This window comes from Helicobacter pylori oki112 (assembly GCF_000600085.1).
In the GTDB taxonomy this organism is placed as follows: domain Bacteria; phylum Campylobacterota; class Campylobacteria; order Campylobacterales; family Helicobacteraceae; genus Helicobacter; species Helicobacter pylori_CY.
Genome location: NZ_CP006821.1, coordinates 759047 through 772242, shown reverse-complemented (window position 1 = coordinate 772242; position 13196 = coordinate 759047). Strand labels below are relative to the sequence as shown.

Genomic DNA, 13196 nt, shown 5'->3' with positions numbered 1-13196 from the left:
AAGCGGTGGTTTTGTGGCTATTTTATTATTTTAATTGTGTTTTTCATTAAAACCCAATCACTAAAATCTTATTTTTATGATAAAATACCTAGTCATAACATCAAATCTTAAACCAAAGAAAAATAAAGAAAAATCATGAAAAAAGCTCTCTTACTAACTCTTTCTCTCTCGTTTTGGCTCCACGCTGAAAGGAATGGATTTTATTTAGGTTTAAATTTTGCAGAAGGAAGCTATATCAAAGGGCAAGGCAGCATCGGCGAAAAAGCTTCAGCAGAAAACGCCTTAAATGAAGCGATCAATAACGCAAAAAATTCATTATTCCCCCAACAAAACACAAAAGCCATAAGAGATGCGCAAAACGCTTTAAACAAAGTGAAAGATTCAACAAAGATCGCTAACCGATTCGCAGGAAATGGTGGATCGGGCGGTCTTTTTAACGAACTCAGCTTTGGGTATAAATATTTTTTGGGTAAAAAAAGGATTATAGGGTTTAGGCACTCTCTTTTTTTCGGTTACCAACTTGGTGGCGTTGGTTCTGTTCCTGGCAGCGGTTTAATCGTTTTTCTACCCTATGGTTTCAATACGGATTTGCTCATTAATTGGACTAACGATAAGCGAGCGTCCCAAAAATATGTTGAACGAAGGGTAAAAGGGCTCTCTATATTTTACAAAGATATGACCGGCAGAACGCTAGACGCTAATACATTAAAAAAAGTATCAAGGCATGTATTTAGAAAATCTTCAGGGCTTGTGATTGGCATGGATATAGGGGCTAGCACTTGGTTTGCAAGCAACAATCTCACCCCTTTCAATCAAGTCAAGAGCCACACGATTTTTCAGTTGCAAGGAAAATTTGGCGTTCGTTGGAATAATGATGAATACGATATTGATCGCTATGGCGATGAAATATATCTTGGAGGTTCTAGCGTGGAATTAGGGGTTAAAGTGCCAGCTTTTAAAGTCAATTACTACAGCGATAATTATGGGGATAAATTGGATTATAAAAGAGTGGTGAGCGTTTATCTTAACTATACATATAATTTTAAACATTAAAACATGCTTTTTACCGCTCTTTGATTGTTTGTCTTAAACATGCTTTTTGAGTGTTTTTACCAACACTTTATTGAAACAAAATCTTAGTTTGAAACTCTTCAAAGCCTTTTTTTCTCAACTGGCATGCCGGGCATTCATCACACCCATAACCATAGGCATGCAAAATCTTTCGCTCTCCTTGATAGCAGGTGTGCGTTTCTTTGATGACTAAATCCAAGACGCCCAAATCTTTAGCCATTTGAAATTCTTGCGCTTTATTCAAAAACATTAAAGGCGTTAGGATTTTAATCGCCGTGTTTGATCCTAAATTTAGGGCATGCTCAATGCTTTTAATAAAATCTTCTTTACAATCCGGATAGCCGCTAAAATCCGCTTGCGAAACCCCTAAAGCGATGTTACTGGCCCCTATTTTTTGCGCGTAAGAATGCAAAAGGGTGATAAAAATAGCGTTACGATTAGGCACAAAAGAATTGGGTAAATCTTTATTTTGCGCATGCGAATGCCCCATTAAATCGTTAGAGTTTTTAAAAAGCGCGGAGTGGGTGATATTCTCTAAAAAATCTAATGAGATGATTTCATAAGGGAGTTGTAAAAGAGAAGCGATTTTTTGAGCGCATTCTAATTCCACAGAGTGTTTTTGCGCGTAATCAAACCCCACTAAACAGACTTTTTTAAAACGCTTTTTCGCCCATACGGCTAAAGTGGTGCTGTCTTGCCCGCCGCTAAAACTGATCACGCAAATTTCTTGTTCCATCAACATTCCTTAAAAATTCTAAAAAGATATAATAACACAAAGAAATTTTAAGAGTAAAAAGCGTGTTTGAGTTAGAAAAAGAATTAAAAGAATTGTTTGACATTTATGAAAAATCCCCCTATGAGCTTTACTTGGTAGGGGGGTGCGTGCGCGATTGTTTGATGGGAATTACCCCAAAAGATTACGATTTGACCTCAAACGCTTTAGTCAATGAAAGCAAAGAGCTTCTTTTAAAGCGCCATTTTAGGGTGCTAGAAACCGGTATCAAACATGGCACGATCACGGCTCTTAAAAACGATCAAAGCTATGAAATTACAACCTTTAGAATTGAAAAAGGGCATATCAAACACCGAAAGCCTAAAGAATTGGTTTTTAGCGCTCGTTTGACAGACGATTTAAAGCGGCGCGATTTTAGCATGAATGCGATCGCTTATAGCCCTACAAAAGGGATTATTGATCCTTTTAAAGGGCAGAATGCGATTAGAAATCAAACGATTGAATGCGTGGGGGAAGCGCGATTGAGGTTTTTTGAAGACGCTTTAAGGATTTTAAGATCGCTGCGATTTAGCGCGACTTTAGGCTTTAAAATAGCGCCAAGCACTAAAGAAGCGGTTTTTGCGTGTAAGGATTTGTTAAAACACCTTTCTAAAGAACGCTTACAAAGTGAATTGAATAAGCTTCTTATGGGGAAAAACGCCTATGAAGTGGCTAAAGAATATCAAGAAATTTTAGAGTTGGTTATTCAAGAAAAAATAGAAAATTTAGGGTTTTTAAAAAACGCGCCTTTCAATTTGGAATTAAGATTATTGGGGTTTTTTAAGCATCAAAAAAGTTTAGAAAATTTACGCTACCCTAAAAAAACTTGTGTTTTATTTTCAAAAGCTAAAGAATGCCACAAAGCTTTTTTAAATATTCATAATAAAACAGAATTAAAATTTTTATTAAAAAACTACGATTTAGAGCCTTTTAATTTGGCTTTAGATTTTTATGCGCTCAAAAACCCCAAACACGCTTTAAAAATTAAAAGCTTGTTAAAAGAAATATTTAACGCTAACGAACCTTTTAAAAAAGAACACCTAGCCCTTAAGGGCGGGACGCTTCAAAGCTTGGGTTACCAACACCAACAAATCGGCGAAATTTTAAACGCATGCCTAAATTTAATCATCGCTCACCCTAAAAACAACGCTTTAGAGTGGCTGATTGAATGGGTTAAAGATAATTATTTACCTAATGATGTTATAAACTTTTCGCCAATAGGCAGAAAAAATTAAAAACAGAGAAAATATGATAACGATGAATGCGATTCAATGGCCTAAGAAATGGGTTCCAGGAGAGACTGATAATTTTGTGTCCAATGAAGTCATTGTCAAATGTTTGGATTTTAATAAAGTGGTGCAGCATTTAAGAGACGCGTCTTGTTGGGAAAAGTATTACAAAAATTCAGGGAATGTCCACATGCATAATCAAGACAATACCATTCTTAAAGACAAGACTCGTTTTTGTTTTGAAACTTTTGGCTTTTTAGTGGAGGCACAGGTGGAAGAGTTTGAATTGAAAGACACCATACTGCGTTTGGCTTGGAGAGGTTGGAATGAAGCTAAAGGCGATGAGTATCTTGAAGTCTATCACGCATGGATTGTTGAAAAATTAGATAATGATCGTGTGCGTATTCTAACCCAAGAAAGCCAATTGGGAGTCCCTGCTAAAGCTTTAGCGAAATCTGTGCCTAATGCGATGCTAAATGGCCATCAGGCTTGGTTAGATGGTTTAGTGGCGTATTCACGCTAATAAGTGAGGGTTAAATGAAAATCGGATGGATTGGACTTGGGGCTATGGGGACTCCTATGGCGGCTCGTTTGTGCGATGCGGGTTTAAAAGTATCGGTTTATAACCGAACAGAGAGCAAAGCAGCCCCCTTAAAGGAAAAGGGCGTAGCGGTTTATACTAACCCTATAGATTTGGCCGCTAAAGTTGATCTGATTTTTACCATGCTTTCGGATAAAACGGCGATTGATGCTGTTTTAGTGCCAGAATTTTGGGAACAGATGTCTGAAAAAATCGTGGTGAATATGAGCACCATCGCTCCTTTGGAGAGCTTATCTTTAGAAAAAACCGCTCAAAAGCATCAAGTAACTTACCTTGAAGCGCCCGTTTCAGGATCGGTTGGCGCGGCCAAAGCCGGGGCTTTATTGATTTTAGCGGCAGGTGAAAAAGAAGTGGTTGCTCAACTCAAACCTATTTTGGCGCATTTAGGGAGTCAAACCTTTTATTTGGGTAAGATTGGTCAAGGGGCAGGGGCTAAATTATCCATTAATAGCCTTTTAGCTCAAATGGGGGTCGCTTATTCAGAAGCTTTTCTATTAGCCAAACATTTAGGGGTTGATGCAGAGCCATTTTTGCAAATTATTGGCCAATCTGGCATGAATTCGCCTCTCTTTCAAGCTAAAAAAGGCATGTGGCTACAAGATAGCTATCCGGCCGCTTTCAGTTTGAAGCTCATGCTCAAGGATATTCGCTTAGCCAACAATGAAGCAGAAGAGGCGATTCAATTGCCATTTTTATCCAAAGCGCAAGAGCTTTATTCTCAAGCAGAAAAATCCGGTTTAGGCGAAATGGATATGGCAGCCGTTTATCATTATTTAGAAAAAGGAGAACATTAAAATGGACAGAGAACAAGTGATTGCTTTACAGCACCAACGATTTGCTGCAAAAAAATACGATCCTAATCGTCGTATTTCCCAAAAGGATTGGGAAGCTTTGGTTGAAGTGGGGAGATTAGCCCCTTCTTCAATCGGGCTTGAACCATGGAAAATGCTTTTATTAAAGAATGAACGCATGAAAGAAGATTTAAAACCGATGGCCTGGGGGGCGCTTTTTGGTTTAGAGGGAGCGAGCCATTTTGTCATTTATCTTGCGCGAAAAGGCGTTACTTATGACAGCGATTATGTTAAAAAAGTGATGCATGAGGTTAAAAAAAGGGATTATGACACCAATTCCAGGTTCGCTCAAATCATCAAAAATTTCCAAGAGAACGATATGAAACTCAATAGCGAACGATCTTTGTTTGATTGGGCTAGCAAGCAGACTTATATCCAAATGGCGAACATGATGATGGCAGCGGCCATGTTAGGCATTGATTCTTGCCCGATTGAAGGGTATGATCAAGAAAAAGTGGAGGCTTATTTAGAGGAAAAAGGCTATCTGAACACGGCGGAATTTGGCGTTTCGGTAATGGCTTGTTTTGGTTATCGCAACCAAGAAATCACCCCTAAAACCCGCTGGAAGACAGAAGTTATTTATGAAGTGATTGAATAAAAAACGCTTTTAGCTTTTTGATAACCAACCATAAAGAGCTTGGCGTTAGCCAAGCGCTAATCTCTTAAATGATGCCCATTCATGTTTGATAAAAACAGAACTACCACAACACAATTAAGTATTCTTTAGGTATAATCAAAAATTATTTTTAAATAAAGGGTTTTTATGCTTCGTTTTGCGCCTTCGCCTACAGGGGATATGCACATAGGGAATTTAAGGGCAGCCATTTTCAACTACATTGTGGCCAAACAGCAACACAAACCCTTTCTCATTCGCATTGAAGACACGGACAAAGAGCGTAACATTGAAGGCAAAGATCAAGAGATTTTAGAGATTTTAAAGCTTATGGGGATAAGTTGGGACAAGCTCGTGTATCAAAGCCATAACATAGATTACCACAGAGAAATGGCAGAAAAATTACTGAAAGAAAATAAAGCATTTTATTGTTATGCGAGCGCGGAGTTTTTAGAAAGAGAAAAAGAAAAAGCCAAAAATGAAAAACGCCCTTTCAGGTATTTAGACGAATGGGCCACTTTAGAAAAAGACAAGCACCATGCCCCTGTGGTGCGTTTAAAAGCCCCAAATCATGCGGTGTCTTTCAACGATGCGATTAAAAAAGAAGTGAGATTTGAACCTGATGAATTGGATTCTTTTGTGCTTTTGAGAAAAGATAAAAGCCCTACTTATAATTTCGCTTGCGCATGCGATGATTTGCTCTATGAAATCAGTTTGATTATTAGAGGCGAAGATCATGTGAGTAACACCCCTAAACAAATTTTAATCCAGCAAGCTTTAGGCTCAAACGATCCGATTGTTTATGTGCATTTGCCCATTATTTTAGATGAAACAAGCGGTAAAAAGATGAGCAAAAGAGATGAAGCGTCCAGCGTGAAATGGCTTTTGAATCAAGGGTTTTTACCGGTTGCGATCGCAAATTACCTCATCACTATCGGTAATAAAGTGCCTAAGGAAGTTTTTAGCCTTGATGAAGCGATAGAGTGGTTTGATTTAGAAAATCTTTCCAGTTCCCCGGCTCATTTTAATTTAAAATATTTAAAACACTTAAACCACGAGCATTTAAAGCTTTTAGACGATGAAAAGCTATTAGAACTCACTTCAATAAAAGATAAAAACCTTTTAGGGCTTTTAAGATTGTTTATAGAAGAATGCGGCACGCTTTTAGAATTGAAAGAAAAAATTTCGTTGTTTTTAGAGCCAAAGGATATTGTTAAAACTTACGAGAACGAAGATTTTAAAGAGCGTTGTTTAGCGCTTTTTAACGCTCTAAAAAGCATGGATTTTCAAGCGTATAAGGATTTTGAAAGTTTTAAAAAGGAAGCCATGCGATTAAGCCAGCTTAAGGGTAAGGATTTTTTCAAACCTTTGCGCATCCTTTTAACCGGGAACTCGCATGGCGTTGAATTGCCTTTGATTTTCCCCTATATCCAAAGCCATCATCAAGAAGTTTTAAGGCTCAAAGCATGATTTTTTCTACCCTTATTAATGCGATAGCGGTGATTTTAAGCTCGCTCATTACGATTTATATGTGGGTGGTGATCATTTATTCGCTTATCAGTTTCGTGCAGCCTAACCCCAATAACCCCATCATGCAAATCCTCGCTCGCTTGTGTGAGCCAGTGTTTTATTTTTTACGCTCTAGATTCAAGCTAGTGTTTAACGGGTTGGATTTCGCTCCTTTAGTGGTGGTCATTGTTTTGAAATTTTTAGATTTAACTCTCATCCAATGGCTTTTTGCGCTCGCCAAAAGCCTCTAAAGAAAATCATGCGTTTTTTTATTTTATTTTTTATGGGTGCGCTTGGCGTTGGTTTTTCTCAAACCGAGTTGAGTTTAAAGGATTTAGAAAAAAAGCCCGCCGGGATCGTTAGGGATTATTATTTATGGCGTTATATTAGCGATAAAAAAACCACTTTAGAAAACGCTAAAAAAGCCTATGAATTGACTCAAAATAAAAATACCGCCCTACAAAAAGCCATGCAAGAAAAAGGCGTAGAAAATTCAGAAAAAAACCCTGATGTTAAATTGCCTGAAGATATTTATTGCAAACAAATTACCCTAGAAAGCATGTTAGAAACAACAGACACTTTCCAAGCAAGCTGTATCGCTATCGCTTTAAAATCAAAAATCAAAGATTTTGATAAAATCCCCCCTCAGACCATCAAGCCCTTACAAGAAAAAATCAAAGAGGCTTACCCCGTTCTTTATGAAGAATTAGAAATCTTGCAAAGTAAGCATGTGAGCGCTTCTTTATTTAAGGCTAATGTGCAAGTGTTTAGCGTGCTTTTCAATCATTTGAGTTATGAAAAAAAGCTCCAAATTTTTGAAGAGCATATCCCCATTAAAGAATTAAACCGCCTTTTAGATGAAGATTACCCGGCGTTTAACCGTTTGATCTATCAGGTTATTTTAGATCCTAAATTGGATCATTTTAAAGACGCTCTCACTAAAAGTAACGCTACCCACAGCAACGCGCAAACCTTTTTTATTCTAGGGATTAATGAAATCTTGCGCAAAAAACCCTCTAAAGCACTCAAGTATTTTGAACGATCAGAAGCGGTTGTCAAGGACGATGATTTTTCAAAAGACAGAGCGATTTTTTGGCAGTATTTAGTCTCTAAAAAGAAAAAAACTTTGGAACGCCTTTCACAAAGCCCTGCCTTAAACCTCTATAGTCTTTATGCGAGCCGAAAACTCAAAACCACGCCCAGTTACCGCATCATTTCTCATATCCAGAATTTAAGCCAAGAAGACCCTCCTTTTAACACTTATGACCCTTTTTCGTGGCAAATTTTTAAGGAAAAAACCTTGAGTTTGAAAGATGAGGGCGCGTTTAATGCGATGCTAAAAAGCCTGTATTATGAAAAAAGCGCTCCTGAATTGACCTATCTTTTAAGCCAACGCAATAAAGACAAGATTTATTATTATTTATCCCCTTATGAGGGCATTATTGAATGGCAAAATACAGATGAAAGGGCTATGGCGTATGCGATCGCTAGACAAGAAAGCTTTTTGCTCCCGGCAGTCATTTCGCGCTCGTTCGCTCTAGGGCTTATGCAAATCATGCCCTTTAATGTAGGGCCTTTCGCTAAACGCCTTGGCATGGATAACATTGATCTAAACGACATGTTTAACCCCAACATCGCTCTCAAACTTGGCAATTATTACTTGAACCATTTGAAAAAAGAATTCAACCATCCCCTTTTTGTCGCCTACGCTTATAACGCTGGGCCTGGGTTTTTAAGGAGGTGGCTAGAAAGCTCCAAACGATTTAAAGAAAAAAATCATTTTGAGCCATGGCTTAGCATGGAGCTTATGCCTTATAGCGAGACTCGCATGTATGGCTTTAGAGTCATGCTCAATTACTTGATTTATCAAGAAATTTTTGGGAATTTCATCCCTATTGATGCGTTTTTAGAACAAACTCTTAACTCAAAGGACAAACCATGATTAAAAAATGCCTTTTTCCTGCCGCTGGCTATGGCACGCGCTTTTTGCCGATCACTAAAACCATTCCTAAAGAAATGCTGCCCATTGTGGATAAGCCTTTAATCCAATACGCTGTGGAAGAAGCGATGGAAGCAGGCTGTGAAGTGATGGCGATCGTTACAGGAAGAAACAAGCGCAGTTTAGAAGATTATTTTGACACGAGCTATGAAATAGAGCATCAAATCCAAGGCACTAACAAAGAAAACGCCCTAAAAAGCATTCGTAACATTATAGAAAAATGCTGTTTTTCCTATGTGCGCCAAAAGCAAATGAAAGGCCTAGGGCATGCGATTTTAACCGGAGAAGCCCTCATAGGCAATGAGCCTTTTGCGGTGATTTTAGCCGATGACTTATGCATAAGCCATGATCACCCAAGCGTGTTAAAGCAAATGACTTCATTGTATCAAAAATACCAATGCTCCATTGTAGCCATTGAAGAAGTGGCGTTAGAAGAAGTTTCAAAATACGGCGTGATCAGAGGCGAATGGTTAGAAGAGGGGGTGTATGAGATTAAAGACATGGTGGAAAAACCAAGCCAAGAAGACGCCCCAAGCAATCTAGCCGTGATAGGGCGCTACATTTTAACCCCGGATATTTTTGAAATTTTAAGCGAGACGAAACCGGGTAAAAACAATGAAATCCAAATCACAGACGCTTTACTCACTCAAGCCAAAAGAAAGCGCATCATCGCTTACCAATTCAAAGGCAAACGATACGATTGCGGGAGTGTGGAAGGCTATATTGAAGCGAGCAACGCTTATTATAAAAAACGCTTATAAATCTTATCAACATGGGCAATTTGACTTATTACGCTTACATGTATTTGATTCTCTTTGTATGCTTGCTGCCTGTGTTATTGGTGGGGCTTGTTTGGAGGTTTTTTCGCCCCCCCTTAAAGCAAAATATTCCTAATAAAAGCCTTTCTTTAGAAGATTTGAGCGAACAAGTTAAAAACCTTAAAAGCGTGCCAGCTTTAGAAAAACTGAAAAACAGCTTCAATGAGCGTTTTAAAATTTGCCCCAAAGATAAAGAAACTCTGTGGTTAGAAACGATCCAAAAATTAGTCGCTTCAGAATTTTTTGAATTAGAAGACGCTATTAATTTTGGGCAAGAATTAGAAAACGCTAACCCCAGTCATGCACAAAAAATCACTAACGCTACCGGCTTAGCCCTTAAGAATAAAAAAGAAAAAGGATAGAATTGGATTTTTTAGAGATTGTAGGACAAGTCCCTTTGAAAGGGGGGGTAGAAATTTCTGGGGCGAAAAATTCCGCGCTCCCTATTTTAGCCGCCACGCTTTTAAGCCAACAAGAAGTCAAAATCAAATCTTTGCCCCAAGTGGTGGATATAAAAGCGATGGCGTTATTGTTGCAAAATTTAGGTGCAGAATTAGAATGGCTTGATCCTAACACGCTTCAAATTGGCGCCAAATCCCTGCACCACACCGAAGCCACTTACGATTTAGTGCGTAAAATGCGCGCTTCCATTTTGGTTTTAGGCCCACTATTAGCGCGTTTTAAAAAATGCTTAGTGAGTTTGCCCGGTGGGTGCGCTATAGGAGCAAGGCCTGTGGATTTGCACTTAAAAGCGATGCAACAACTAGGGGCTGAAATCAAAATTGAGCAAGGCTATATCCATGCAAAAGCCCCTAAAGGCTTGAAAGGGAATGATATTTTATTTGATAAGATCAGCGTTACAGGCACAGAAAACGCCCTCATGGCAGCAAGCTTAGCTAAAGGGATCACGCGTATCATTAACGCCGCTAAAGAGCCAGAAATCGCTCAATTGTGCGCGTTTTTACAGAGTGGGGGCGTAGAAATTGAGGGCGTTGGCAGCAGCGAGTTAAAGATTAGGGGGGTAGAAAATGACGCTTTGAATTTAAAAGACATTCAAATCATACCCGATAGGATTGAAGCAGGCACTTATTTATGCGTGGGGGCTATCACTAACAGCCAGCTTAAAATCAATCATATCATCCCTAACCATCTTCAAGCGATCACCGACAAGCTTATAGAAATTGGTTTTTCGCTAGACATTCAAGAAAATTCTATAGAAATTTATCCGGCCAAAAAACGACAAGCCTTTGAAATCACCACGAAAGAATACCCAGGCTTTCCCACAGACATGCAAGCGCAATTCATGGCGTTAGCCACGCAGTGTTTGGGGACGAGCGTGATTGAAGAGACGCTTTTTGAAAACCGCTTCATGCATGCAAGCGAGTTGCAACGCTTGGGGGCTAATATCAGCCTAAAAACCAATGTGGCTACCATTAGCGGATCCACAGAGCTTACCGGAAGCGATGTGATGGCGACTGATTTAAGGGCTTCTTCGGCTCTCATTTTAGCCGCTTTAGTGGCTAAGGGCGTGAGTAGGGTGCATAGGATTTACCACTTGGATAGGGGTTATGAGAGATTAGAGGATAAAATCAACACCTTAGGGGCAAAAGTTGCGCGCTTAAAAGAAAAATAATCCAAGATTTGGTTACAATAGCTAGAATATTTTTCAATTATTACATAAGGAGCTTTTATGCGTATTGAGCATGATTTCATTGGGCAAATGGAAATTAGCGATGAAGTTTATTATGGGATTCAAACTTTAAGAGCGAGTGAAAATTTTTTCATCACCAACGACAAGCTTTGCAGTTATCCTGTTTTTATCAAATCTTTCGCTCAAGTCAAAAAAGCGGCTGCTTTAGCGAACGCGCAATTAGGCTTGATTGATGAAAAGCTTAAGATTGCGATTTGCCATGCGTGCGATTTGTTGATTGATGGCAAATACCATGATCAATTCATTGTGGATATGATTCAAGGGGGGGCTGGCACAAGCACGAACATGAACATGAATGAAGTGATTGCTAATTTGGCTTTAGAATACATGGGGCATAAAAAGGGCGAGTATCAATTTTGCCACCCAAACGACCATGTCAATCGCTCTCAATCCACCAATGACGCCTACCCTAGCGCGTTAAAAATCGCTATTTATGAGCGCTTGAGTAATTTAGTCGCTCCCATGAAGGCTTTAAGGGACGCTTTCGCTCAAAAAGCTAAGGAATTCGCTCATGTGATTAAAATGGGGCGCACCCAACTTCAAGACGCTGTGCCTATGACTTTAGGCCAAGAGTTTGAAACTTATGCGTTGATGGTTGATAGGGATATTGAGCAGGTTTTAGACGCTAGGAATTGGGTAAGAGAGCTTAATTTAGGCGGCACGGCTATTGGCACAGGGATCAATTCGCACCCGGATTATCGCAGTTTGATTGAAAAGAAAATCCAAGAAGTAACAGGTCGCCCCTTTGTCATGGCTAATAACTTGATAGAAGCCACTCAAAGCACCGGGGCGTATGTGCAAGTGAGTGGGGTGTTAAAGCGTATTGCAGTGAAACTTTCTAAGGTTTGTAACGATTTAAGGCTGCTCAGCTCAGGTCCTAGGGCTGGGCTGAATGAAATCAATTTGCCTAAAATGCAGCCGGGTAGCTCTATTATGCCCGGTAAAGTCAATCCGGTGATCCCTGAAGTGGTCAATCAAGTGTGCTTTGCGGTGATTGGGAACGATTTGAGCGTGGCGTTAGCCGCAGAAGGAGGGCAATTGCAACTCAATGTGTTTGAGCCGGTTATCGCTTACAAGCTTTTCCATTCCTTTGTGATTTTAGGGCGCGCGATTGAAACCTTAACGACTAAATGCGTGGAAGGCATCACGGCTAATGAAAAGATTTGCCACGATTATGTCTTCAACAGCATTGGCATTGTTACTGCACTAAACCCGCATATCGGCTATGAAAAATCCGCTATGATCGCTAAAGAAGCCTTAAAAAGCGATCGCTCTATCTATGACATCGCTTTAGAAAAGAAAATCTTAACCAAAGAGCAACTGGACGATATTTTCAAGCCAGAAAACATGCTAAGCCCTCACGCTTTCAAAAAGCATAAAGACTGAACGCTTTGCAACTTTCACGCCTTCAAACTTTACGCTCCCTTTATATGGAGCGTTTTTTGGGCGAAACTTACACGGATATTAGCCTTACCAAGCCCCAAAACAAACCCCTTAACAAACAAGTTCATGAGGGTATAGAAAATTGCAATCTGTGCAAACGCCATCAACATTCAAAACCGGTGATCGGGCTTTTTAACCCCACTTCCAAGCTCGCTTTTATCACGCTCACCCCCATGCTGGATAGCCAATTAAACTTTTTAAACAATTTAAAAGCGGCCATGTTGGAGAGCATTATCCAAAAGGTTTTTAACTACCCCTTAAAAGATTGCAGTATTTTATCGCTCCTTAAATGCGACTCTAACAGCCTTAATTTAGAAGAAGAAATCAACGCATGCCTACCTCATTTAACCTGGCAATTAGACAATAGCGCTTCAAAAGTCATTGTGGTATTTGGCGAGATTTTGCCCAAACACCTTTTAAACCTTTCTAAAGAAGAATCCTTTGGGCGCATCGTGTCTTTAAAAACCAAACATTTTTTAAGCACCCATGCTTTAGAGGACATGCTCAAAAACCCCACGCTCAAAAAAGAAGCGTTAGCACATTTTAAAATAGCGCTCCAGTTTCTCAATCAGTCTTAAA

14 protein-coding genes are annotated in these 13196 nt (G+C 39.4%); 13 read left to right on the top strand and 1 reads right to left on the bottom strand.

The features are described 5' to 3' along the window. Positions 1 to 135: 135 nt before the first annotated feature. Positions 136 to 1053, top strand: coding sequence for an outer inflammatory protein OipA (gene oipA, locus HPOKI112_RS03715; RefSeq protein ID WP_025275962.1), 918 nt, complete (start codon positions 136 to 138; stop codon positions 1051 to 1053). 67 nt (positions 1054 to 1120) lie between these two features. Here oipA and queC read toward each other — a convergent pair whose 3' ends face one another. After that, complete coding sequence (queC, locus tag HPOKI112_RS03710; RefSeq protein WP_025275961.1) at positions 1121 to 1807, bottom strand: 7-cyano-7-deazaguanine synthase QueC; 687 nt, start codon at positions 1805 to 1807, stop codon at positions 1121 to 1123. A 62-nt stretch (positions 1808 to 1869) separates the two neighbouring features. Here queC and HPOKI112_RS03705 point away from each other — a divergent pair, with 62 nt between their 5' ends. The 12 genes from HPOKI112_RS03705 to HPOKI112_RS03650 all read left to right on the top strand — a co-directional run bounded on the left by HPOKI112_RS03705 (position 1870) and on the right by HPOKI112_RS03650 (position 13195). Further along, complete coding sequence (locus tag HPOKI112_RS03705; RefSeq protein WP_025275960.1) at positions 1870 to 3078, top strand: CCA tRNA nucleotidyltransferase; 1209 nt, start codon at positions 1870 to 1872, stop codon at positions 3076 to 3078. 13 nt (positions 3079 to 3091) lie between these two features. Then, a complete protein-coding gene (locus HPOKI112_RS03700; RefSeq protein WP_025275959.1) occupies positions 3092 to 3595 on the top strand; it encodes an SRPBCC family protein in 504 nt (167 codons plus the stop codon). Between the two features lie 14 nt (positions 3596 to 3609). After that, positions 3610 to 4467 carry an NAD(P)-dependent oxidoreductase gene (locus HPOKI112_RS03695; protein ID WP_025309789.1) on the top strand — a complete coding sequence of 286 codons (858 nt, stop codon included), beginning with the start codon at positions 3610 to 3612 and terminating at the stop codon, positions 4465 to 4467. Position 4468: 1 nt separating this feature from the next. Next, positions 4469 to 5122: an NAD(P)H-dependent flavin oxidoreductase FrxA gene (gene frxA, locus HPOKI112_RS03690; protein WP_000373505.1), complete on the top strand. Its 654-nt coding sequence runs from the start codon at positions 4469 to 4471 to the stop codon at positions 5120 to 5122. A gap of 165 nt (positions 5123 to 5287) precedes the next feature. Continuing rightward, entirely contained in the window at positions 5288 to 6607 is a 1320-nt protein-coding gene (gene gltX / locus HPOKI112_RS03685; RefSeq protein ID WP_025309788.1) for a glutamate--tRNA ligase, read from the top strand. Next, entirely contained in the window at positions 6604 to 6897 is a 294-nt protein-coding gene (locus HPOKI112_RS03680; protein WP_000577930.1) for a YggT family protein, read from the top strand. The genes gltX and HPOKI112_RS03680 overlap by 4 nt, the downstream gene beginning before the upstream one ends. Before the next feature lie 8 nt (positions 6898 to 6905). Further along, positions 6906 to 8588 carry a lytic transglycosylase domain-containing protein gene (locus tag HPOKI112_RS03675; protein WP_025309787.1) on the top strand — a complete coding sequence of 561 codons (1683 nt, stop codon included), beginning with the start codon at positions 6906 to 6908 and terminating at the stop codon, positions 8586 to 8588. Next, positions 8585 to 9406 carry a UTP--glucose-1-phosphate uridylyltransferase GalU gene (gene galU / locus HPOKI112_RS03670; protein WP_000591485.1) on the top strand — a complete coding sequence of 274 codons (822 nt, stop codon included), beginning with the start codon at positions 8585 to 8587 and terminating at the stop codon, positions 9404 to 9406. Before HPOKI112_RS03675 ends, galU begins: the two co-directional genes overlap by 4 nt. Positions 9407 to 9417: 11 nt before the next feature. After that, positions 9418 to 9825 carry a hypothetical protein gene (locus tag HPOKI112_RS03665; protein WP_025275955.1) on the top strand — a complete coding sequence of 136 codons (408 nt, stop codon included), beginning with the start codon at positions 9418 to 9420 and terminating at the stop codon, positions 9823 to 9825. A 2-nt stretch (positions 9826 to 9827) separates the two neighbouring features. Continuing rightward, positions 9828 to 11096, top strand: a complete 1269-nt coding sequence (gene murA / locus HPOKI112_RS03660) for a UDP-N-acetylglucosamine 1-carboxyvinyltransferase (protein ID WP_025309786.1) — start codon at positions 9828 to 9830, stop codon at positions 11094 to 11096. A gap of 57 nt (positions 11097 to 11153) precedes the next feature. Further along, positions 11154 to 12560 (top strand): aspartate ammonia-lyase, encoded by a 1407-nt coding sequence (aspA, locus tag HPOKI112_RS03655; RefSeq protein ID WP_001217480.1) that lies wholly within the window; start codon positions 11154 to 11156, stop codon positions 12558 to 12560. Positions 12561 to 12604: 44 nt separating this feature from the next. After that, the gene (locus tag HPOKI112_RS03650; protein ID WP_025309785.1) at positions 12605 to 13195 is read left to right on the top strand and encodes a uracil-DNA glycosylase family protein; all 591 of its coding nucleotides are present in this window, start codon (positions 12605 to 12607) and stop codon (positions 13193 to 13195) included. The last annotated feature ends 1 nt before the right edge of the window (position 13196 follow it).

Bases quoted from the DNA above. Each gene is read 5' to 3' on its own strand.
- galU (WP_000591485.1), top strand. From the start codon at position 8,585: ATGATTAAAAAATGCCTTTTTCCTGCCGCTGGCTATGGCACGCGCTTT.
- frxA (WP_000373505.1), top strand. From the start codon at position 4,469: ATGGACAGAGAACAAGTGATTGCTTTACAGCACCAACGATTTGCTGCA.
- oipA (WP_025275962.1), top strand. From the start codon at position 136: ATGAAAAAAGCTCTCTTACTAACTCTTTCTCTCTCGTTTTGGCTCCAC.
- HPOKI112_RS03680 (WP_000577930.1), top strand. From the start codon at position 6,604: ATGATTTTTTCTACCCTTATTAATGCGATAGCGGTGATTTTAAGCTCG.
- HPOKI112_RS03695 (WP_025309789.1), top strand. From the start codon at position 3,610: ATGAAAATCGGATGGATTGGACTTGGGGCTATGGGGACTCCTATGGCG.
- HPOKI112_RS03675 (WP_025309787.1), top strand. From the start codon at position 6,906: ATGCGTTTTTTTATTTTATTTTTTATGGGTGCGCTTGGCGTTGGTTTT.
- aspA (WP_001217480.1), top strand. From the start codon at position 11,154: ATGCGTATTGAGCATGATTTCATTGGGCAAATGGAAATTAGCGATGAA.
- HPOKI112_RS03665 (WP_025275955.1), top strand. From the start codon at position 9,418: ATGGGCAATTTGACTTATTACGCTTACATGTATTTGATTCTCTTTGTA.
- HPOKI112_RS03700 (WP_025275959.1), top strand. From the start codon at position 3,092: ATGATAACGATGAATGCGATTCAATGGCCTAAGAAATGGGTTCCAGGA.
- gltX (WP_025309788.1), top strand. From the start codon at position 5,288: ATGCTTCGTTTTGCGCCTTCGCCTACAGGGGATATGCACATAGGGAAT.
- HPOKI112_RS03650 (WP_025309785.1), top strand. From the start codon at position 12,605: ATGGAGCGTTTTTTGGGCGAAACTTACACGGATATTAGCCTTACCAAG.
- queC (WP_025275961.1), bottom strand. From the start codon at position 1,807: ATGGAACAAGAAATTTGCGTGATCAGTTTTAGCGGCGGGCAAGACAGC.